Source organism: Lentilactobacillus rapi DSM 19907 = JCM 15042, assembly GCF_001436255.1.
GTDB lineage: Bacteria > Bacillota > Bacilli > Lactobacillales > Lactobacillaceae > Lentilactobacillus > Lentilactobacillus rapi.
In genome coordinates, this window is the sequence record NZ_AZEI01000049.1 from 95,820 (window position 1) to 117,219 (window position 21,400).

Sequence of the window (21,400 nt, forward strand, 5' to 3'; positions counted from 1 at the left end):
TGAAAATTAACTATCTGCCGTGAGAAATCATTTGCAAACCGTGTCTTGTGAGAGAATGTTTAGGCAGATTATAGAAAACGATAATAAGATAATTTAGATGGCATTGAATATTTTACCCATAAGTAATGAATTGAATGATTGACTTGACCATATATGAACAATTATGATGTTCATGAGGAAAGTTTCGGTAATTTATATTTTTTGTGGGGGAATTTGATATGCACATAATTGAGGGAAAACATCAAAGTTTGCAACGGCTAGTGTTGGCTACCATATTTAGCTTTGTGGTGTTTCTTTGTATGGCGGCTACTTCGTTAAATATTAATGCGGCAACGTCTTTTGATAAAGCTTTATCAAGTACACAATTTCAAAATATAAGTTCAGCAGGATCTACAAGCACGACAGGGCTAGATTCAAGTCGTTCAGCTGTAATAAGCAATCTAACTGGAAGTGGCGTTCAGTTCCAAAGAGATGAGGGCCCCTTCTATGCTGGGGATTCGATCCCCCTTATCGCACAAACCAAAGTTCAAGGAACTGGAAATTATTTTTCAAATGGCCATGCCAAAATTTTTATTGACAAGAGTATCTTTAGTTCTATATCGCCGACAGACATTGCCAATTCCGCGGATTTGAAAAACGCCCCAACAATTACGAGCGATTCGAACAACTACATTATTAACCTGGATTTCAAAACCGTTGCAAGTGGGTCACCAGTTGGAATACCGTTTTTCTTACATTTTAAACCCGGAGCAGTTACTAACCTGAGTAATTATTCGATCCCGATTGAGTATACGGACGACAGTGGAAATGTAATCTATACGAATAAGGATTTTAAGGTACAGGCAAAAACGGATGCCCCTAAGCTGTGGTATGTAAAGTCAGGGATGTTTAAGCTTGATTATACTCATTGGGATGGCGATAAACTTAAAGAAGACTTCAAACCGTCCTACGTAGGAAATGGGCTTATTTATAATAAACATACGGAGCATGGCGAATACACAATTAAGTTAAAACTCCCAGAGGGTTATAAAGTCGGTGTAATAGGTGATGGTGTTTACAATCAAATCGATAACACCATAACCAGTCACATGACGCTTAATCAAGGTAACCTTGCTAAGTATGGGACTGATTATCAGGATGATAGTTTTGACTTTTCAATTGTTTATCCCGCTGGTACTCCCGCCGGCACCACATTGCCACTTGAATACACGCTGACAGGTCCGTCTAATGCTACGGCTCAATCGACCATTGGAATAGATAAAGACGGCCAGCCAACTCCATATTTTAATGCTTGGAATGGCAAAACTGCCATGTGGAATAATTCTTCGTCATCTTTGACTACTGATGAGGTAACTGATAAGACACCAGTTGTTACCACGTTGACTCCCGTTAAATTGAGTAGTCTTGATGGATTGAATTCCCAAGGGAAAACTGGTGATAATTATGCTGAAGTAACAAGTGTAACCGATACGCCTGAAACTACTTACCCAATGAATCGTTTAGAAATGGTGGACACTGATGCATTGAGTCAAGCTTTCAAGGACAAGTTAAATGATAATACGGTGACCGCTACGCTAGACGGGAAGAGCGTGTCACTTGGATCACTTCAGTACGGTAAACCAATTGAACTTCATGGCAAGCCATACCAAAATATAACGGTTAAGTTTAATTCGCCGGTTAGATTTGATGCTCCTAGTCAGACGAAATTTCAGATAAAAATAACTGGTAATGTTACTCAAAAGGTAATTGATGACTTTAAAAAGAGTTCAGATTCGAAAATCTCATGGACAAATGATATTTCAACTGCATATAGTGAAACGTCTGAGGATAAAACAAGTAAGAGCAATGTGTATCACAATCCGGAAACATCAAAGTCGGAGTTTAACTTAACCAAACCAGCTCCACCTGAGGTGCCAGAGCCAATAATTATATTTTATAATTGGCAAGGATTGAAAATTATCAGCAATAACGACAATAACATTTTGGGAGAACAACCGTTTACAGCTCAATTTAATTTTTCAATAGCTGGGAATAAGGAAGCAAAAATTCAACCAAAAAATGGTAAATTTATGTTGGTTGTCCCTGATGGAATTGTACTGGCCTCTCCTAATGCAGCCGGATTGGCAAATCTTAAGATGTTTCCAAATTATCAAGGAAGGGGCCAAACTGCAATAATTGGTGACATTGTTAATCTTGATGACTACGTGAATGAGCCTTTTACCGGGGTTACTTATTCCATTTCACTTAAAGGAAATCCTGATTTAGTCGCTAATCAGTACCGTATTGACGGATATCTTGCAGTCGACAATAATAATTGGAAGGTTTTCCCAAAAACCGATTTTCATATTTTTGACCACGATAGAGGTATATGGGATTTTGGCTTATATCAAAACACCAATGATCCTGACAGTAGATTTTCTGATTCGCAAAACTTTAATTATGTACCAGGAATTGGTTCACTTAATATTAATAAGGTAAGTATTAAAGATAAAAGTACAGGGGAATATGGTCGTTACGTTTCTGATACCGGTCAAAGTTTGTATCCTGGGGATGAGTTAAAATATGAATCATCTATTATCAATAATGGTCAAACACCGTATAATCACTTAGATCTAATTGATGTTCTTCCTTATGATAAAGATCAAAAGATCGGTGACACCGGTGGTTCGACAGCTCGTGGATCCAATACGTCCGTGCATTTGACAGGACCAGTTACCGGCTTGACGGGTTATAAGGTTCAATATTCTGTGGATAAACCTTCAGCCACGTTAGCCGATAATTATAAAGCTATCTTTGTTAGTGCTGATAAGATTACTGATTGGTCTCAAGTGAAAATGATCAGAGTTACCGCAGAGAGTGGAACTGTTCTTTCGCCTAAACAAGAGATAACTTTCAATTATCCGGCAGCGTTCGCCAATGATGCTAAGGCCGGCTCAGTTGCCGTCAACACCTTCTTAATGCGTAAAAGTGATGGTGATACTTTACTAGAATCTACCCCGGCAACTGCTCGGATTGCTGAGCCATATTCAGATGTCACAATTCAGTTCTGGGGTAGAAAATCGGATAGTGATGATTACAAGTCAATCGCCACCCCAATCGTAAAAACAAATCAGCCAATTGGTGAAGCATTCCCGGCTAAAGCATCCGATTTCCCAGCAATCGCCAATTATGTACCAGTTGATAATGACGATCATGGCTTGAGTTCAGTTTCAAGCGACCCCACTCAAAACGTCATCAAACTTTATTATAAGTACCAGGAAACTCCTGTGACTCCAGCAACAGTTGACGGGACTGCCAAATTTAAAGATGAAGATGGTAATAAGATTGCTGATGATGTTCCATTTGGTTTTAAGGAAGATGAGGGCAAGCCGTACAAACTGGACGATAATCAGGCTGTTCAGAAGACTAAGGATAAGTTGGCAGATGATTATATCTTCATTGATACTGATAAACCAACCAGTGGGACATTTGAAAAAGATAAACCAGTAGTTATCACCTATAACTTTGTTAAGAAGGGCGCAGTCACGGTTCGCTATGTTGATTCTAACGGGGTTCGGATTCACGATCCGCAAATTCTTAAGGGCAAACCAGGTGCGCAGTATGATGTTTCTGGTGAGAAGTATCAGCCTGAAATTTCTGGTTACACGCTAGATAAGAACAAGATGCCTAAGAATGCAACTGGTCTATTCACAAAAGCTGGTGCCGTTGTCACTTACGTTTATAAAAAGAACGAAATACCGATTAATCCCGTTGACCCCGTCAATCCAGTCACCCCAATCACCCCGATTAACCCAACGCCATCTCCACAGCCAACACCGGCTCCTGAACCTAATCCAACTAACAACAAGCAGCCAAGTGTTGTTGCCAAGAAGGGCGAAGCAGTTTACTCACTAAAGAAGATTTACCTCTACAAAAACAACACCTTCAGTAAGCACGAACGCCTTGCCGGCTACGTCAAAAAGCCCCGTGTCTACCGTCCAATGTTCGTGGTAACGGGGTATGCACATTCCAAGAATGGCCACTTACGTTATAAAGTGCGGGATGTTAACCATTTGACGAAAAATCGGCATAAGAAAGGTTACATCACTGCTAACTGGAATTATGTCCGACCAGTTTACTATCAAAGTAAGCACCAGACACTCACAGTGATTAACCCACGTGGCGTCAATGCTTACAAGAAAGCAAACTTGACTGGCAAGGTTCGCAACTACAAACAAGGCACTCAATTGAAGGTGACTAAATTTGTTCATCATAATCTGACCACCCGTTACGTCTTGAGTAATGGTCAATACATTACCGGTAACCGTAAGTTAATCCAGATGGGCAAGCAGAAGAGGCCTCGTTACGTTAAGGTGAAGAAAAATATCAATCGTTATAAGGATGTTAACTTCACAAAACGCAACAAGCACATTAAGAAGGGCACGAAGCTACGAATTAAGAATTACGATTTCTCACATGCTAACAGTGTCACGAAGACTGGTGCCATGAGATATCATGTTGCTGGTGGTTATGTCACGGCAAATGTAAAGTTTGTTAAAACGACCAAATAGTTGCTAAAAAAGCTCCTTAAGAAAGAAACTCTTATAGAACTACATGGAGGAAAGCCAATGAAAGATTTAGAAAAATACACTCATGACGTGACTGACGACATGGATTCATTTTTTGCCGAAATGATGAAGGATTCCAGTTATCGTAATGGTGTAAATGCTGAAAAAAACAAACTGGCTAGTGCTGCTGCGGTTTTGGAAGCTCGTGAATCTGCCGGTCTAAGTCAGCAAGGGCTTGCAGATAAATCTGGTGTCCCCAAAAGCACGATTTCTCGAATTGAGAAGGGAAATAATACTAGTATTGAAACCCTTACAAAAATTGCAAACGCGCTGGATAAAAAGGTTAAGTTAGTATTGTCTTAATTCCGCAAAAATTGAATAAACACTCAGGAAACGTCCGCTTAGTTGAGTGGGCGTTTTTGTTTATGCAACCGATTACAAAATAGTTCAAATCCGTGGACTTCCTTTAAAATTATCAATATAATTTGATTGGTCACATAGCAACAATTGATTGTTTATTTGGAATGGTTAATAGAACAGTATTCTGGATTAAGTATTAGTAAACGACTACAGCATTGCTGAAGCGCAGAATTTGCTAAGCATTTGGGGAAATGTTTGGCAAAATTATCATGAGATTGTGTAACGAATACCAGAGAGTAGGGGGATTGATGGATATGAATTTTAGGGGAAGAATGCCAGTTAATCAGTTTATTTTATGTTTCGGACTCGTAATTGTGAGTACTTTGTCTTTCGGGACGACCACCAGCAGTGGACAGGCAGCTATGGCTGATGATCAAATTTCAAATCCGAATTTAACCACCCAGTTAGCCCCATCCGCCCAAGCCATGGAAACCGAGACGGGCTGGTGGGATCAGTGTAAATGGACTTTTGACTATGATCCGAATAATCCTCAGTCCGATGCCAACACGCTGACGGTTGAACCTTCAGAGCGTGGGAACATCTTAGGAAATGACATCCAGCGCCCTGATAATGATAATGTCGGTTCAGGCTTGCCAGTTAGTACTGATAGCATTAGTAAAGTCGTTATCAAGCCAGGGGTCATGGCACCAGAGGATTCGATGATGCTGTTTGCGTCCATCAAGGGTTGTAAGGAGATTAGTGGTTTAGGGAATTTAAACACATCCTACACCACCTCCATGCGGCGGATGTTCTTCTTTAATAACGACTTAACTTCGATAGATGTTAGTGACTTAAAGACGGATAACGTAACGGATATGAATGCGATGTTTTCTGGGTGCGCGAAACTGTCAGAAATTAAGGGTCTCAATCACTTTAATACTGGCAAGGTCACGGATATGAATCAATTATTTTATGGTGATTCAGCCTTAACTTCAGTTGACTTATCAGGTTGGGATACTTTCAAAGTTCAAGATACGGCCTTTATGTTTTTATCCGATCCATTGTTGAAAGAGATTAAGGGCGTCGAAAGCCTCAACACGAGTAGCCTCACCAACATGAGTGCTATGTTCTTTGGCTGCAGTAGTTTAACTAACTTGAATTTATCCAAATGGAATACAGCCAAAGTCACTGATTTTAGCGATTCGTTCGGCGGGATGAGTAATCTCGAAAAATTGGATATTTCATCTTTTAGTAATCCAGCGGCCACTGATCCCGATGCGTTGAGCAAAATGTTCTATGAAGATTACAAACTCTGGCGGTTGAGCCTGGGGGCCAACTTCAAATTAGCAGCCAGCGTTGAATTACCAGCCGTTCCGGGAAATGACAAGCCAATTCCTGGAACCAGCCTCATTAACAGCGATCCGTTTTGGGTTGCTTTGGCTGGTGGGACTGACAATAACCCCCGCGGCAAACGTAACTTTTACTCTTCCGACGAGTTAGTGACGGCCCGACCAGCCGAATCAGAGACTTACGTTTGGCAGCAGCAAGCCACCGGTGATCTGACCTCAATCAAGGTTCAGCCTGAAATCGATTTATTTGTTGGCGATAAATGGAATCCAGAGTTGGGCTTCGTTTCCGCTACCGATTACTGGGGAGATCCGGTTGCCTTTAAGGCGATTACGGTAAGTGGTGATCGAGTGGATACCAGCCAACCCGGAACGTTTAACGTGATCTATACAAATGGTACCAAGTCAGGGACGACAAAGGTGGTTGTAAAGAACCGGGTAACGCCACCAACACCAAATCCGACACCGCAACCAGGGCCAACGCCAACCCCGGGTCCAACGCCGCAACCGACCCCTCATCCGGTTACTACGGTCGAGCAGCCAGGTACAATTACGAAGAAGGGTGAGGCCGTTTACACCTTGAAGAAGATTTATCTCTACAAGAACAAAGATTTCAACCATCAGCAGCGGCTTGCGAGTTACGCCAAGAAGCCGCGGATCAATCGGCCCATGTTTGTTGTGACCAATTATGCTAAATCTAAGAACGGTCACTTGCGATACGTTGTTCGGGATGTCAATCATCACAGTAAGACCGACGGCATGAAGGGGTATATCACAGCAAGCTGGCACTATGTCCGCCCCGTTTATTATCACAGTTCGCATCAAACTCTGACGGTGATTAATCCTCGCGGTGTGAATGCTTATCGAAAGCAAAATTGGACTGGTAAGGTTAAGAATTACAAGCAGGGCACGCAACTCAAGGTGAAAGGGTTCGTCAAACATAACCTAACTACTCGCTATGTCTTGAGTAACGGCGACTACATTACTGGTAACCGCAAGCTGGTCATTGCGGGTAACCAGAAACAGCCAAAACAGATTAAAACCAAGCGGACCATTTACCGCTATCACAACGCCAACTTTGGCAAACGAATCGGCAAGATCAAAAAAGGAACCATTCTGAAAGTTAAAAAGTGGGAATATTCCCACCAATTCTCGTTACAAACTTTCGGCGCCAAACGTTATCAGGTGGCTGGCGGTTATGTGACGGCTAATGAGAAGTATGTAACGGTTATTAAATAGAACCAAAATAAAGTGTTATGACAGTCTATCGGCAAATCGGTAGGCTGTTTTATTATCAGCAAAATCTAACAGCTGGATAAATTAATCAACCCGGACAACCAATTATGAGTAATTTACTCATTCTTTGATAACTAATGAGCATAATAATACCGTTTTACCTATCGTTCTGATAATATATATAGTAGTAATTGTTGCCATGAATTTAATAAGGGGGAATCGAAATGGCCAATCAGAGGATGTTTTCTAACTTGGCGCGAACCGTTCGATTAGTAGTGGCAGTTATTGCGGCTACTATTTTTGGGGGATTATTGATGAATTCGACCACTGTTCGGGCAGCGGGGCCGGACAAAGTGACATACATTTTGCATGCCATTGATATTTATGGCAATCCGATTGAGGCGCCATTTAATGGTAAAGAAATGGTGGATACAAACTTGAAGAAAGCTGATGTGGATGTAACGCCGTTTGTTACCAGGACATTAGCTGAGGGACGCTACGTCTTGTCAGGGTATTACGGGGATGACAAGGATCGCCAGCAGATGATGGATTATAATGATTTTGTTCGTCATCCGGATTGGACAGAGAGTCGACTGAAGGCTATCGAAGTATACGGTCGTCAAAGCAATTCCACCGCTGAAGTCATTAACACTTATTTTGTGTATCGGGACACGCAGTCAAAGGAACCAGCGCAGATCACGATTCCTGACGAAGCTCAGAAACGTGAACCGGGAAAGGTGAAACTCTTTTTTACCGATGTGAATGGTAACGAGATTCTTGATCCAATCGTCTATACAGGTAAGCCGCCATACGAACGACTCAAGCCTCGGTTTAAAATGAATATGACAAATAAGGAAGGCACTTATCGTTACTACTACAGGGCTGTGGTGGCTCGTTATGCTGATGGTGGGGGAACTTACATTTACTCTAACCAAAAAGTATTTGCCAATATGATGGCGAACGTTTCAGATATTGTGCAGCAGAGTATCCTGCAGGTGGACTATATTTACGGCGTGGCAGTTGGTGAGTTTGAAGAAGGCTCCACAATGACCTTTGTCTTCGAACCACTTGGACCGGTTCAATATAATCTGACGATTGAATACGTTGATGAGAATGGCAAACCAATTGCTGGCCATCCAGCGCAAACGAAGCAGGTGAATGTCGGTGCGTATACCGAAGAAGCTCCTGAGATTGCGGGATACACTGTTACTGGTGACAAGACGATTACTGGCAAACTGACCAATGATGCCACGATCACCTTCAAATACAAAAAGACGGTGACCCCACCTAATCCAGGGCCAACTCCGGGTGGCGATTCCAATACCAACGGAAATCAGACACCCACAAATCCAGTGAAACCAACGCCAGAAGTAACGGCACCAACTACTGAAACGGCCGAGCAACCCGCCAAGGTGCCAAATTATGCGGCTAAAGAAGGTGCGGCCGTCTACGCAGTCAACCACATTTACATGTACAAGAATGCCACCTTCAAGAAGTCTCAACGGATTGCCAACTATCCGAAAGCCAAACGAATCAATCGGCCGATGTTTGTGGTGACTGATTACGCTCGTTCTAATGGTGGCGCGTTAAGATACGAAGTTCGTGACGTCAACCATAAGAGCAAAACGGTAGGCAAGACTGGCTACATCACCGCCAATCGAAAATTTGTTGTGAGAGTGTATTATTCAACCATGCCGAAGAACAAGCAGGTTACAGTGATTGCTAAGAAGGGTGTCAATGCTTATAAGAATGCTAATTTAACTAAGAAAGTGAAACACTATAAGACTGGCACACAGTTGAAAGTGAAGAAGTTGGTTAAGCACAACTTGACCACTCGGTATCAGTTAACCAATGGCAACTACGTGACCGCGAATAAGAAATTAATCATTCAGGGAAACTACTAAACTAAATAAGGGGGAAACTATAATGGCCAACCAGATGATGCGTTTTGGACTTGTTCGCACCGTTCGATTAGTCGTGGCGGTTATTGCCACAATTGCTTTTGGGGGATTAATGACGCATTCACCGGCTGCCCGGGCGGCCACAGATCCTGTAACTTATGTATTAAATGCAATCGACATCTATGGCAACCCGATTGAGGCACCGTTTAATCAGAAGACGATTGTTGATGACAAGGATCCACACGCTTCAAGTTTAGACGTGAGCGAGATTATACCCACGAGCTTGGATGATGGTCGCTACAATTTGTATGGCTACCATACGGATAATAAATCCGGTCAGCAGGTGATGTACTACAATGATTTAGTGAAGGGTTCCAAGCCGATCGCTGACAAGTTAAAAGCAATCAACGTCTCCAATCCTCAACGAAATCCCGCTAACAAGACCGTTAACCTGTACTTTGCCTATCGGGATGCCCAATCTAAGAAGCCTGCCCAGATCACGTTGACCGACGACGCGCTTCAGCGGGAAGCTGGTAAAGTGAAATTCTTCTTTACGGATGTTGACGGCAACCCAATGCGGGAGCCACTCAAATATGATTTTGCAAATGTACCGAGTTTGAATGGCATCTTTGAGGACGACATTGGCAACTATCGCTATACTGCTGCGGTTGTAAGAAATCCGAAACCATATGGGACCTACGTGTATTCAAATTCTAAAATTTTTGCTCACATGAAAACCAATGTGGACGATCTACTGTGGGAATCCATTCTCCAACCTGCTTATATGAATGGTTTTGCCAAGGGGCCTAAGCAGAAATGGGACAATGGGTCCACAGTTACGTTTATCTATGAAAAAATCAAAAATACGCTAACCATTGAGTATGTTGATGAGGCGGGTGATTCGATTTCTGGTCATCCAGCCCAGAAGAAAGACTTGAACAATGGTGATGAGTACATTGAAAAGGCGCCAGAAATTGATGGTTACACGCTGATTGGTGATGATCAGTTAACGGGGAGGCTCACAGAAGATAAGACGCTCACTTTCAAATACAAAAAAGTGGTGACGCCACCTAATCCAGGGCCAACTCCCGGCGGCGGATCCAACACCGATGGGAATCAGACAACCACCAATCCGGTGAAACCAACGCCAGAAGTGACGGCACCAACTACTGAAACGGCCAAGCAACCTGCCAAGGTGCCAAATTACGCGGCTAAAGAAGGTGCGGCGGTATACGCAGTCAACCACATTTACATGTACAAGAATGCCACCTTCAAAAAGTCTCAACGGATTGCCAACTATCCGAAGACCAAGCGGATCAATCGCCCGATGTTTGTGGTGACCGATTATGCCCGTTCTAAAGGTGGCGCGTTACGGTACAAAGTTCGTGACGTGAACCACAAGAGTAAAACGGTGGGCAAAACTGGTTACATCACCGCTAATCGAAAATTTGTTGTGAAGGTTTATTATTCAACCATGCCGAAGAACAAACGGGTTACGGTGATTGCCAAGAAGGGTGTCAATGCTTACCAAAAGGCAAATCTTACCAAGAAAGTGAAGCACTATAGGACTGGCACGCAGTTGAAGGTGAAGAAGTTGGTTAAGCACAACTTGACCACTCGTTATCAATTGACCAATGGCAATTTTGTGACTACCAATAAGAAGTTAGTGATCCAAGGAAACTATTAATAGATGAAATGAAAGCTGGGGCGGTGGCCTTGGCTTTTTTACGTTGTCGGGAAAAAGACAGCCACATTTTCGTATTTAATATTTATAAGGTAAAAGGAGATGGCACAGTGAAAAACAATGCGGAATTGTATGACGTTGCACCACAATATGATAATATGTGGGTGGAGGCGATCAGAATGACAAAGGACACCACACTCACAATCAGACTGGATAAGACAGTTAAAGCACAAGCAGCAAAAGTGGCTGCCGGCATGGGGATCGATTTGGCGACCGCAATCAATATGTTTTTAGTTCAGATTATCAAAACAGATGAATTGCCGTTTGTTCCAACCGGCCAAAGCGAACTAAAGAAATCAATGGATGACGAGAAGGCAGAACGGGTTAGCAAGACTTTTGATAATGCAGATGATCTGCTGGATGATGCGCTCAAGGATAAGACAAAATAGGTATCTGAATTGCTTAATCACTTTTCTTGCCACCCCAACGAAACCGATTACAATAATAGTTGGATAAAGGAATAGAAATAAAATCATGAAAATAGATAGCAGGCTGATGACATAAAGACCCCTCGTGTCATTGGCCTTTTTTGACGGCATATTTTTGATAGAAATGACGTATTTATATTTATGAATAGATCTGAAAGGAGCTTAAAGGATTTGATAACTTTTGTAATGCATTGAATTGATTCTTACCATTATCGCATATATAATATATCTATCCAAAAGAGATAACATGAAATTCTCCTATTATGATATTAGGGAGTTCCATAAGTTTTTGAGTAAATTATCAGTGGACGATGCAGTCGTGTTGCGGCAGAGTATAAGATGATTAAGAAAATAGAACCTGGCTTATTTGAGATCCGGGTATCACTTTCCCATGGTATTAGTCGATCCATTTATTTTAAGGAAATTGGTGATCGCTATATAATTACCAATTCGTTCATCAAAAAATCTCAGAAGACACTGTTAATTGAGATTAGAAAAGCCCGCTCAAGGAGGAGAAACTATCATGACCGAAACCGATAAATTAATTCAGCAATTAGAGAAAGAAAGGCCAGGCTTCAAAGAAAGAGTTGAATATTACAGTGAACAGCTTGATTATGCGGCCTTAATTATGGATTTTCGAAAGGGCCTGGGGCTGACTCAGCAACAACTGGCCGACAAAATAGGTGTTCCACAGTCTACGATTGCTCGTTGGGAAAGTGGCCAAGGAAACATTACAATTAAGAATCTTGCTAAAATTGGCGCGGTTGATAATAAGAAGCTAGTACTTACATTTAAGTAATTACAATTCCAACTGATTATGACTAAAGGATGGCGTTATCGCTTATACATCAGGTTCTTCGGTCAATGATTTTAGAATGGCTAATCGCAAGTTTAAGTTCAATCAAATAGAAGCCCCAAAAGACGGACTGAAGCTGCCCGCCTTTTTTTTACCCCATAGTAATGTCATTCAATTATCAGTGGTTCATGGTCCATAGCCTGCAGTACCTTCAATAAATCCCCATACGCCAACAAAATAGTCGCCGTATTCGTATTTGGATGAGCAGAAATGGCCGGCATGGTTTGCAACTGCTTGTTCAGCAAGACTTGCACCTCATGCTTGGTGTCATGCATCAGAGCCAGCGGTGTGACCATTCCCGAGATAACGCCTAGTAAGCGCTCTAAATCGCTCTCAGAGGCAAACGTGAGCCTGCTGTGGGCAATGCCAAGTTGATCGGCTAAGGACTTGAAATCAACCGGCTGATTAACCGTGAGATACAGATAAAATTGGTCGCGTTTCTTCTGTTTCAGCAGCAAATTCTTCACTTCCGGCAATCCCTGGGGTGCGTTGGGATCATTCATCGTCCAAATGGCGGGGTGGTCGACCCGTTTGTATTTGATATTCAGCTTGGCCAGTAAGGCTAATGCTTCTTGTTCGGTGGCTGGTTGCATGGGGGTTACTCCAATCGAGTTTAGGATAAGCATACATTGAGAACGGAATCGTGTAATTATTTTTATAATTCAATTACATTATTATAAAATGTAATTGAATTATAAAAATGATTACATTTTCCGCAAATTATGATACAATACAGCAGAGGTGATCGACGTGGCAAATATTGAAGAATTTTTCAAAGGCAAACAAGAGCGATTACAAAAACTAGAGAATAACTTGAGACGCGATAACTTACTCGTTGCTTCAGAATTATCTAATAGTGAGCGTCTTCTTGCCTCAGAAATGGTTGAAGCGGGGATCCTGAAAAGTATTGATCAACGGATATTTACTACCAAGAAGTTTCCGATTAATGACTTTCTGATTCGTCAACTAGTTCTGGGCCAAGGTATATACTACGGTAACACGGCACTTTATCTGTGGCAATTAAGTGATTCGTTTCCGTATACAGTTGAATTGGCCGTTCGGATGGGATATCAGGTCCCCGAAAAGCGTTATCCAGACTGGACGAAGAATGTTCAATTTCGTCAGGTTCGAGAGCCGCACCTGAGCACAGATGTTGAGAGAATAACGGTGCCTAATACTCAGCGGACAATTAAAATATATAGTCCAGAAAGGGTATTGGTGGAGATGATCAAACAAACACATTCTGACAAAGAAATCTTTAAACAGGGGCTACAAGGATATCTTAAGTCACCACAACGAAATTTAAGCAAACTAATGTCAGTTGCGAGGAGGCTAAATGCGGCTGAAAAAGTGCAAGAGATAGTGGGGGTAGTGTTATGAACGACGATCAACAAATTGATCGCTTACGAGATAAGTTAAAAAGTGCTCGCCAACAAACGGGTGTTGATATGACAATCTTGCTGAGAAAGTATTTCATTGATGGCTTTTTAACATTATTATCGGATTCAAAGTATCAGAATCGATTCATTTGGAAGGGTGGTATGGTTCTGTCGGCTATTACTGGTGTTCATGAGCGGACAACTGTTGATGTAGATACTTTAATCCGGGGGCTTGATTTGAATCCCAGTAATTTAACTAAAATTATCAACGAGATTATTTCTGGACGTAAGTATGAAGGTGTATCTTATCAGTTGAAGGACGTTCATGAAATTCAAGACAGTAAGGACTATGCCGGCCAACGTATTCGAATTAACGCAACCCTTGGCAAAATTCAGGATACGTTTCACTTAGACGTTGCAACAGGTGAACGACTTATTCCTGAGGAGATTGAGTATGCATATCGGCCGTTACTTAGTAAGAATATGATACCTATATTGATTTATAGGCCTGAACGAATACTTGCAGAGAAATTACAGACATTGCTAGTTAGAACAGTGTTTAATACTAGAATGAAAGATTACTATGATATTTTTATTCTTTCAAAAGATGAGTTAATTGACTTTCGGATTTTTAAAATAGCATGGAATGAGGTGATCTCAGAACGTCATTCTTCATCAGAGTGGGATCACTGGCAAGAAATTATGACTGATATTCATGATAATGTTACTATCAAGAAATATTGGCAACAATATACCAATACGAATCAATTTGCTAAGGACATTTCTTTCGATGAAGTTATCAGCATTTGCACTGAATGGTTTACTTTACTTGGCGACTAATGACGAGTCGTTGTAATGACTACTGTGAACATCAATGAATTTACCAGAAGAGGAGTTCTGGATGACCAAAGAACAAGTCCTAAACAAACTCAATGATTTAAACCGAATCATCTCATCGTATTCTGTGGATTCAAAAGAATATCGAAGAACCTCAAAAGGAATAGGCCAAATGCTATTTGACGTTGTGGATATCAAAGATGTTGACCTCATTATCAAATCTCTAGGTCGTAAAACTGGCCGAAAACGAAATTGCTGATCTGATTATTGCCGGCCGGAACAATCAGCCTCTAAATGAGGCTATTACCCTGCCTGCAGAAGCTGACGCCGCCTATACCATTCGCATGGAACGGCAAAACCACCATCTAACTCAACAAGAGCTGGCAAAAAGAATCGGCATTACTCAAGGTCAGCTAGCGAAAATTGAAAATGGTCAGCAAAACGCCAACCTAAACTTGCTGCAGCGGGCGATGAGTGTCTTTGGTGAGCCGTATGTGGTGAAACCAATTATGATCCGCTGAGAAGCAACTAGGTAATCGAAAAAGTAAATAACAAAATCGCACAATCAATAAATCGGGCTATATTAACGAAGAAAGTCTTCGGAAATATAGCCCGATTTTTAATTGAATTATGCTTCAGTAATTAATTCACAACAATCTCGTTACCGCCACATCACCATCGTCTTATTGCCGGTAATGTAGTTTCCGTTGGTCAACTGATAGCGAGTGACGTTGCCAACTTTAGCCAACTTCTTAACTCGAAGAACCTTACCGCGTTTGACGTGGCCGGCCCGCTTGGCTAACTTGGCGTCCTTGTACTGGTTAATGCCCTTATCGGCAATCACCCGAATTCGCGTCGTGTGGCTCTGGTAGTACAAGTTGGCCACATGCTTCTTGCTGGCAGTGATGTAGCCGCCCTTAACCCGATAACGTAAGGCGCCATTGGTTGATTTGGCGGTGCCAATAATCTTGAACGTCTTGGCGTGCCGGCGAGCAGTCTGGCGATACGTCTTCACTGGTGAGGTTAAATTAGCATTGCGGTGAAGGCGGATTGTGCGCTTGTTGTAGACGTAGGCAGGGATGCGCTTAGAAACTGGCTTAACGGTGACTTCGGCTTCTGGTTGAGAAATTGGGGTGGTGCTGGAATTGTCAGGAGTGGTTGGGAGCTCCTGACTAGGATTCTGATTACCGGAGTTGCTGTTATCAGTACCACTTTCGCCATTCCCATTATTGCCGTTACCACCACCAGTTCCAGGAGGCGGGGTTGCGTCTACGTCGCCTACGTTGATTGTCTGAGCTAGAGTGTAACCTAATTGGTCCACGATATTGACCAGCATAGTATCTGATGAATTTGTGGTAGGCATTAGAAAATATGAGAATTTGCTATTTGGTGCGAAGTCAGTAAATATGCTGTTATCGTAAGTTGCACCTGAAGTGTTTTTAATATCAAATTTGTCAACTGTGGTTGTCTGACCGTCATCATTATTGATTGTTATTGTGGGTTGAATCTTTTTCAAGGGTATTTGCATGGAGTATGGTACATCTGTTTCGGCTTGTTGAGCGTCAAATATCCCCCAGCCAAGTTCTATTCCCCCAGTGTTATCTATCTGTATATTCGTGATGTTATTATCTGCAAATGCATAATCATTAACGCTAGTTCCTCCTGCAGTTAGGTGGACATTCTTAATATTATTGATAGCAAATGCAGATGAACCTATTAAATTGAGTGTGGAAGGAAATACAAGATCTCCAGTCAGATCGTTGTCATAAAATGCTAAGCTACCAATAGATTCAAGCTGACTGTCAGAGCTGATCGTAATTGAACTGAGTTGATTATCATAGAACGCTTCATTAGATATAGTCTTTAGTTTGTCAGGAATAACAAGTTTGCCTGATAAATTGTTGCCATAAAATGCCATGTTACCAATAGATTTAAGCTGACTGTCAGAGCTGATCGTAATTGAACTGAGTTGATTAAATCCGAATGCGCTATCAGAGATAGTTTTAGCTTATTGGGAATAACCAGCTCTCCTGATAAATGATTATTGGAGAATGCAGTGTTACCAATTGATGTCAGCTTTCCGTTCAACGGTAAGTCGAGGCTAGAAATTTGATTGTTACTGAACGAGAAATCTCCAATGGACTGTACAGTTTCTGGAATCTGTACTGATCCAGACAAGCGTACCCCATTGAACGCATTTTGGTCAATTTCCGTAACTACGTTTCCTCCAATCCTCTCTGGAATCTTCATATCCACTCTTTTATCGACACCTTCTTTAAGACCAAGAATGGTAACTTCACCATCAGCAGAGGTTGACGTTTGAAAATCCTCTTCCGACCATTTAACCCCAGTCTCCATCTGACCCCCGTCCGAAACAACCTTCGAATTCGTCACACTAGTATCACTCTTGGCGCTCGCATTCGTACAATTGTTCACGCCCAGCAACAAGAGGGCAGCCATTGCACTTGCACAGTATAAGCTGATTGGTTTCATATTGTCGTCCTCCATAATTATTATCCTATCTAATCGATAACTAAATTATATCAGAACGGTGGGCGCAATCAGGCTGATTCTATGATTCTTCACAAAGGTTTCGGGTGGGGTTCATATATTCTGACATAAAGATGATTTGTTGGGCATGAGATAATAATCAAGCTGGGAATACATAAACTGTTTGAGATCTATTTTTCTTGAAATGAGGGCTTAGTTCATGTAGGCTAATGTTGTTAGCAAAGGGAGTTTTCTTTGCCTAGACATGGTAGAGAGTAGCCATGTTGCCCGCCAGAGGCCTGATATCTGTTCACTAGTCGCGGTTGAAGACGCTTTTTGACCCTACTCTAAATTAAACTTTGATCCGTCAGCAAATTGCTGGCGGTATTTTTTTACCTTCAGAAAGTATTCAAAATCGGTGCCATACGCCACCCACCCATCATTTCTCCCCCAAATTCCAAAACACCACCAATGTCACCTTAACAAAATCGCTACCAATCCCACAACCACACCGCTTTCTGCCGCCATAAATCATTCGTTGTTGCCCCAATTACTTCTATCTATAATGGTTTCTTGTGAAAAGGGCCCTTGGATCAAAAAATGACATTGGAGATCTGAGAAATGAACAACGACAAACAAGCAACTCGCGACCTCACTCGTGAGGCATTTGAATTCCTACAAACTGGTGATCACGTCAAAGTCGTCTTTGGCGCGCTCAAGAAGCTGCACATTTCCAAGCAGAACCCGTTCTACGAGGATATGGTGCAGGAGGGGATGATTGCCTTCACCGAGAAGTACGTGCAGGCCAAGGGGATGGATAAGAGTACCAAGGAGTATCTGGCGTACATCAACCAAGGGGTGTATTGGACCCTGATCAATTATCTGCACAAACAACTGACCCCCTTAGACCATATCGAACCTGCTTCTGATGATGGCGACCCTTTGTTAGAGATGCCTGATCGCACAGTAACCACTGAAACGCTTGAAATTAATGCATTAGCCAATGATTTTAAGCGACTACTGAACCCCAACGAATTACAATATTACACACTGAGGCTTGATTATGGCTTTAACGTGAGTGAGATTGCCAAGCATTGCCACGTTTCCAGAAAGACGGTATACCGCTGGCGGCAAGGGGTTCATGACAAGTTGAAAAATAAATTGAATTAATTTTAGAAAATGGGTAACACTTTTGGCCGCTCAAATTGTTAGTAGTATATGTAAGGGTTGGCCAACCGGCTTACAAGTAATCAGACTAAGGGAGAAAGAGAATATGCAAAAAGATTGGATGAAATCAAGTGTTAGTTATACGTTGGTTAATGAGGATCACAAGAAAGGCGTTAAGCATTCTTTTAGCAATGTTGCTCAAGATGTGAAGCCAGAGATTGTGGGCACCTTCGGCAAAATCCTTGAATCATTAATCGTTGGCGATATTACCGATGCCTCAATTACGTCAACTGATCACGTTGATATCGATGAAGAACCAGCCACTGCGCCAACGACACCAGCCGCCCCAGCAGCACCCCAAGCGTAATTCTTAATTAACTAGGAGGAACTATTTATGCGAAAATTAGAATTAGTATTCAAGTCATCAGATGACAAGGTTAAAACGATGACCATCAACTACGCAAGCGACTCTCTCGACAACGTCAAGGTCCAAGAACAAATGCAACAAATCGCCGCGCTTAACATGTTTCAAAAGGATGGCATTAACCTCTATGCCACTCCAGTAGCCGCTCAGTATCGCAGCACAACAATTGATCCGCTGTTTGATAATCGTGAGTCAGCCAAGAAGTAGTCACACAATTTAGTCGTCATCAATCATTCGCAACAGTCGTCAATCAATAAACGGTAGGGCGGGGCAACCCGCTCGGAAAATAGGCCATCAATTCCAGGTGAAAGTGGAAGGGATGGCCTATTTTTTCGGATATATAAGGATGAAGAAAAGTCGGGATAAACTGGATTGACACCCAATTTATCCCGACTTTCAACCATCAATATTAAAGAGAACTAATTTTTCCAATCATAGCGAATTTTAAGATCATTGAATCTGTTGTATGGGATGAATTCTTCTTTCTGAAGTCGACCGACAACAATTCCTGGGTGAATATCAACCTGCTTGGCAAAATCAATGATATCTGGCTTACTGAAATGCTGTTTAGCAGCAAAGGAACGCCAATCTTTGTCAGGAATAAGCGTATTGGCTGCCCAATGATCGGCTTGCTTCTCTCGTTCATCTTTTTCGTAAGAGTCGGCTGAGATAAAGAATCCAGCTTGTTCGTGAAGCAATAGGTGAGCGAGCTCATGGAATAAAGTGAACCATAGCTGGTCGTTTGATTTATATCTAAGGCTTAATTCAACGATTACCTTTTTATGGTTTTTCCATCTGGTTACACCACTAACCCGACAGCCCTTAACCTCTGGAACAAAGACTAATGCCACCCCTGAATTTGCTAACTGCTTTTTTAGAATAGGTAAAAACATTTTCGGATCGTCATCACTAACTAGTGAACGGATTTCTGGAATAGCCCTCTTTAGCCTTGTCTTGGAAAAATCTTGAGTTTGAATGGTAGCCGCTTGGATATCGCCTTCTTGAATCCAAGCTGTTAGTGACCATGTATTGATTGGGCCTTGCTTCGTGGTTAGGCGGTAAGCTCCAGCTAAGATACTGTCTTTAGATAAATCTTTTTGCATAAATTCAAAGTCAGAGTAACCAAAGAACTTTAATAGAAATTTGACCTTCTCAGAAGCTTTTCGAGTTTTGGGAACAAAATTTTTCTTTGCTAAATCTGCGTAATCAAAGTTCCTTAACCATTCTGTTTGATCAAGATTACGCTTATCTTGCTTATGATTCTCAGTGAATTCCTGATAGTTCTTCATTAAATTATTCCAGAAGGTTGCAGGAACGCCTAATACATATTCTAATTTAACCGCCATTGCTGGTGTAATGGCCACTTTATTGTTGATAAGTCCAGATAGATTCTTCGGTGATGTTCCCAAGCGCGCAGCAACTTCATTTTGAGTTAAGCCTTTACTGGTAATCACTTCCTTTAACGTGTCACCAGGAGCAGAGATGTAATCGGGGTTGACTTCATTCAATTCAAGCTTCATGATAATCAACTACCTCCTTTATGTAGACTGAAACAGCTTTATGTTTGTTTACTGTTATTTCATCATTGACATCCAAAGCGTAAAAAACAATTCTATAATTCTCATTAACATTAACAGCAAATTCGTTTGCACGATTTCCGGTAAGCTTGTGGAGTCGTTGTGGTGGTAAATGCTTGATGTCTTCTAAGGTGTCAGCCGCTTTAAATTCGGTTATTCGACGTTGAATGAGCGTTCCTCGTTTTGAACCGAATCGTTTATTCATCAATTCTTTTGAACGGAGTATTTTGAGCAACTTAGTTGTAGAATAAATTTTCACAATATTTTTAACCTTTCGGGTTAATTTTATTTCCTAATCATATTATACTATACAAGAGTTGTTGTCCATATAATTTTGATTCCTTTTCTAAGGACCAAATAACTCAGTTGACAAAATTAGATACCAAGGAAGACGTTTAAACAATTAAAAAAAGCCATTGCTTCATCATATCTTTATCACGGATGAATAAACAAAGAACATAGAAATTAGATTCTTTTGGTTAAAACATTGGGAAAATACGTCAAGTGGAAGGGATGGCCTATTATCTCGGATATAATGAGTGTATATTAGGAGCTATTGGGATAGTTAGGCGGCATAACTTGATCAAATTATAACTTGATCAAATTCCATGAAATTTAACCGAATTTTATGGCAAAATGCGTCAATTTGTCGTTCAGCTTTTTTTCTTTTAAGTTGCCAAAGGCAAATTAAATTGGAATTTTGGACCTCAAATTAACGATAACGGCCCCCAACACAACTACTTTGCACACAATGTATCAATCGCAATATTCCCCGAGCCCTTACAGTTCGTAAGGTATAAAGGAAATAGTTAAGGCTGGGGAGCCTTCTATTACAACTATGTTTCAGATATAACAAACACATAAATAAAAAGCATTTGCCTTGCGATTGAAGATATTAGGCGATACAATAATAAACGTAGAGTTGATTGGGTACAAATTGGACTTGTCATTTCGATCTGGTTAAGGTAGAATAACAAGTGCAGTTTACATATACCTAGTGAACTACAAATCATATTATATTGGAGGAGACAAGATAATGAAATCAAGCTTGAAGAAATCATTATTTGTAGGCTTAGCTGCTTTAGGCTTCGTCGCTGTCGCAGGTTCT

Annotated in this window: 20 protein-coding genes and 1 pseudogene; 15 read left to right on the plus strand and 6 right to left on the minus strand. The window is 41.4% G+C overall.

All coding sequences use genetic code 11. The annotated features are described in order from the left end of the window. Positions 1-218 precede the first annotated feature (218 nt). The 8 genes from FD12_RS14210 to FD12_RS06630 all read left to right on the plus strand — a co-directional run bounded on the left by FD12_RS14210 (position 219) and on the right by FD12_RS06630 (position 12,361). The gene (locus tag FD12_RS14210) at positions 219-4,550 is read left to right on the plus strand and encodes a DUF5776 domain-containing protein (RefSeq protein ID WP_146985994.1); all 4,332 of its coding nucleotides are present in this window, start codon (positions 219-221) and stop codon (positions 4,548-4,550) included. Positions 4,551-4,607: 57 nt separating this feature from the next. Next, positions 4,608-4,910: a helix-turn-helix domain-containing protein gene (locus FD12_RS06605; protein WP_056982269.1), complete on the plus strand. Its 303-nt coding sequence runs from the start codon at positions 4,608-4,610 to the stop codon at positions 4,908-4,910. 419 nt (positions 4,911-5,329) lie between these two features. After that, the gene (locus FD12_RS06610; protein ID WP_162258723.1) at positions 5,330-7,492 is read left to right on the plus strand and encodes a DUF5776 domain-containing protein; all 2,163 of its coding nucleotides are present in this window, start codon (positions 5,330-5,332) and stop codon (positions 7,490-7,492) included. A gap of 221 nt (positions 7,493-7,713) precedes the next feature. Beyond that, on the plus strand, positions 7,714-9,393 hold the full coding sequence (locus tag FD12_RS06615) for a DUF5776 domain-containing protein (protein WP_054748466.1): 1,680 nt from the start codon (positions 7,714-7,716) through the stop codon (positions 9,391-9,393). 22 nt (positions 9,394-9,415) lie between these two features. Next, entirely contained in the window at positions 9,416-11,077 is a 1,662-nt protein-coding gene (locus tag FD12_RS06620) for a DUF5776 domain-containing protein (RefSeq protein ID WP_056982271.1), read from the plus strand. 107 nt (positions 11,078-11,184) lie between these two features. Next, positions 11,185-11,523 (plus strand): type II toxin-antitoxin system RelB/DinJ family antitoxin, encoded by a 339-nt coding sequence (locus FD12_RS06625; protein WP_162258724.1) that lies wholly within the window; start codon positions 11,185-11,187, stop codon positions 11,521-11,523. A 378-nt stretch (positions 11,524-11,901) separates the two neighbouring features. Continuing rightward, positions 11,902-12,102, plus strand: a complete 201-nt coding sequence (locus tag FD12_RS14400; protein WP_082622189.1) for a type II toxin-antitoxin system RelE/ParE family toxin — start codon at positions 11,902-11,904, stop codon at positions 12,100-12,102. Next, on the plus strand, positions 12,086-12,361 hold the full coding sequence (locus tag FD12_RS06630; RefSeq protein ID WP_054748473.1) for a helix-turn-helix domain-containing protein: 276 nt from the start codon (positions 12,086-12,088) through the stop codon (positions 12,359-12,361). Before FD12_RS14400 ends, FD12_RS06630 begins: the two co-directional genes overlap by 17 nt. 164 nt (positions 12,362-12,525) lie before the next feature. Here the strand turns inward: FD12_RS06630 and FD12_RS06635 are convergent, their stop codons facing one another. Further along, positions 12,526-13,011 (minus strand): YbaK/EbsC family protein, encoded by a 486-nt coding sequence (locus FD12_RS06635; RefSeq protein ID WP_054748475.1) that lies wholly within the window; start codon positions 13,009-13,011, stop codon positions 12,526-12,528. A gap of 157 nt (positions 13,012-13,168) precedes the next feature. Here FD12_RS06635 and FD12_RS06640 point away from each other — a divergent pair, with 157 nt between their 5' ends. The 4 genes from FD12_RS06640 (at position 13,169) to FD12_RS14405 (ending at position 15,155) form a co-directional block, all read left to right on the plus strand. Further along, positions 13,169-13,798, plus strand: a complete 630-nt coding sequence (locus tag FD12_RS06640; protein WP_054748476.1) for a type IV toxin-antitoxin system AbiEi family antitoxin domain-containing protein — start codon at positions 13,169-13,171, stop codon at positions 13,796-13,798. Continuing rightward, complete coding sequence (locus FD12_RS06645) at positions 13,795-14,637, plus strand: nucleotidyl transferase AbiEii/AbiGii toxin family protein (RefSeq protein ID WP_054748478.1); 843 nt, start codon at positions 13,795-13,797, stop codon at positions 14,635-14,637. Before FD12_RS06640 ends, FD12_RS06645 begins: the two co-directional genes overlap by 4 nt. Positions 14,638-14,698: 61 nt before the next feature. After that, on the plus strand, positions 14,699-14,893 hold the full coding sequence (locus tag FD12_RS06650) for a hypothetical protein (RefSeq protein ID WP_054748480.1): 195 nt from the start codon (positions 14,699-14,701) through the stop codon (positions 14,891-14,893). 85 nt (positions 14,894-14,978) lie between these two features. After that, positions 14,979-15,155 (plus strand): helix-turn-helix transcriptional regulator, encoded by a 177-nt coding sequence (locus tag FD12_RS14405; protein WP_082622190.1) that lies wholly within the window; start codon positions 14,979-14,981, stop codon positions 15,153-15,155. A gap of 140 nt (positions 15,156-15,295) precedes the next feature. On the opposite strand, the gene FD12_RS14065 is transcribed toward FD12_RS14405, so the two are convergent. The 3 genes and pseudogenes from FD12_RS14065 to FD12_RS06660 form a co-directional block, all read right to left on the minus strand. Next, positions 15,296-16,162: a DUF5776 domain-containing protein gene (locus FD12_RS14065; protein ID WP_169790361.1), complete on the minus strand. Its 867-nt coding sequence runs from the start codon at positions 16,160-16,162 to the stop codon at positions 15,296-15,298. 102 nt (positions 16,163-16,264) lie between these two features. After that, positions 16,265-16,552: pseudogene (locus FD12_RS14410) on the minus strand (leucine-rich repeat domain-containing protein); the annotation flags it as partial. Beyond that, positions 16,498-17,127, minus strand: coding sequence for a leucine-rich repeat protein (locus tag FD12_RS06660; protein ID WP_054748484.1), 630 nt, complete (start codon positions 17,125-17,127; stop codon positions 16,498-16,500). The gene FD12_RS06660 and the pseudogene FD12_RS14410, both read right to left, overlap by 55 nt. Before the next feature lie 618 nt (positions 17,128-17,745). Here FD12_RS06660 and FD12_RS06665 point away from each other — a divergent pair. From FD12_RS06665 to FD12_RS06675, 3 genes are all read left to right on the plus strand, one after another. Further along, a complete protein-coding gene (locus tag FD12_RS06665) occupies positions 17,746-18,294 on the plus strand; it encodes a sigma-70 family RNA polymerase sigma factor (protein WP_054748486.1) in 549 nt (182 codons plus the stop codon). A gap of 103 nt (positions 18,295-18,397) precedes the next feature. Further along, the gene (locus FD12_RS06670) at positions 18,398-18,658 is read left to right on the plus strand and encodes a DUF1659 domain-containing protein (protein WP_054748488.1); all 261 of its coding nucleotides are present in this window, start codon (positions 18,398-18,400) and stop codon (positions 18,656-18,658) included. A gap of 27 nt (positions 18,659-18,685) precedes the next feature. Further along, complete coding sequence (locus FD12_RS06675) at positions 18,686-18,922, plus strand: DUF2922 domain-containing protein (protein ID WP_056982272.1); 237 nt, start codon at positions 18,686-18,688, stop codon at positions 18,920-18,922. A gap of 212 nt (positions 18,923-19,134) precedes the next feature. Here FD12_RS06675 and FD12_RS06680 read toward each other — a convergent pair whose 3' ends face one another. Together FD12_RS06680 and FD12_RS06685 are read right to left on the minus strand one after the other, a co-directional pair. Further along, entirely contained in the window at positions 19,135-20,235 is a 1,101-nt protein-coding gene (locus FD12_RS06680) for a helix-turn-helix domain-containing protein (protein ID WP_056982274.1), read from the minus strand. Then, positions 20,225-20,551, minus strand: coding sequence for a type II toxin-antitoxin system RelE/ParE family toxin (locus FD12_RS06685; RefSeq protein ID WP_054748494.1), 327 nt, complete (start codon positions 20,549-20,551; stop codon positions 20,225-20,227). Before FD12_RS06685 ends, FD12_RS06680 begins: the two co-directional genes overlap by 11 nt. Positions 20,552-21,400 lie beyond the last annotated feature (849 nt).

What these genes read in the sequence shown, in the direction of transcription:
- FD12_RS06660 (WP_054748484.1), bottom strand. Translation starts at nt 17,127, where the DNA reads ATGAAACCAATCAGCTTATACTGTGCAAGTGCAATGGCTGCCCTCTTG.
- FD12_RS06675 (WP_056982272.1), top strand. Translation starts at nt 18,686, where the DNA reads ATGCGAAAATTAGAATTAGTATTCAAGTCATCAGATGACAAGGTTAAA.
- FD12_RS06615 (WP_054748466.1), top strand. Translation starts at nt 7,714, where the DNA reads ATGGCCAATCAGAGGATGTTTTCTAACTTGGCGCGAACCGTTCGATTA.
- FD12_RS06680 (WP_056982274.1), bottom strand. Translation starts at nt 20,235, where the DNA reads ATGAAGCTTGAATTGAATGAAGTCAACCCCGATTACATCTCTGCTCCT.
- FD12_RS06670 (WP_054748488.1), top strand. Translation starts at nt 18,398, where the DNA reads ATGCAAAAAGATTGGATGAAATCAAGTGTTAGTTATACGTTGGTTAAT.
- FD12_RS06605 (WP_056982269.1), top strand. Translation starts at nt 4,608, where the DNA reads ATGAAAGATTTAGAAAAATACACTCATGACGTGACTGACGACATGGAT.
- FD12_RS06665 (WP_054748486.1), top strand. Translation starts at nt 17,746, where the DNA reads ATGAACAACGACAAACAAGCAACTCGCGACCTCACTCGTGAGGCATTT.
- FD12_RS06645 (WP_054748478.1), top strand. Translation starts at nt 13,795, where the DNA reads ATGAACGACGATCAACAAATTGATCGCTTACGAGATAAGTTAAAAAGT.
- FD12_RS14065 (WP_169790361.1), bottom strand. Translation starts at nt 16,162, where the DNA reads ATGCAAATACCCTTGAAAAAGATTCAACCCACAATAACAATCAATAAT.
- FD12_RS14405 (WP_082622190.1), top strand. Translation starts at nt 14,979, where the DNA reads ATGGAACGGCAAAACCACCATCTAACTCAACAAGAGCTGGCAAAAAGA.
- FD12_RS14210 (WP_146985994.1), top strand. Translation starts at nt 219, where the DNA reads ATGCACATAATTGAGGGAAAACATCAAAGTTTGCAACGGCTAGTGTTG.
- FD12_RS06630 (WP_054748473.1), top strand. Translation starts at nt 12,086, where the DNA reads ATGACCGAAACCGATAAATTAATTCAGCAATTAGAGAAAGAAAGGCCA.
- FD12_RS06650 (WP_054748480.1), top strand. Translation starts at nt 14,699, where the DNA reads ATGACCAAAGAACAAGTCCTAAACAAACTCAATGATTTAAACCGAATC.
- FD12_RS14400 (WP_082622189.1), top strand. Translation starts at nt 11,902, where the DNA reads ATGATTAAGAAAATAGAACCTGGCTTATTTGAGATCCGGGTATCACTT.
- FD12_RS06610 (WP_162258723.1), top strand. Translation starts at nt 5,330, where the DNA reads ATGGCTGATGATCAAATTTCAAATCCGAATTTAACCACCCAGTTAGCC.
- FD12_RS06635 (WP_054748475.1), bottom strand. Translation starts at nt 13,011, where the DNA reads ATGCAACCAGCCACCGAACAAGAAGCATTAGCCTTACTGGCCAAGCTG.
- FD12_RS06620 (WP_056982271.1), top strand. Translation starts at nt 9,416, where the DNA reads ATGGCCAACCAGATGATGCGTTTTGGACTTGTTCGCACCGTTCGATTA.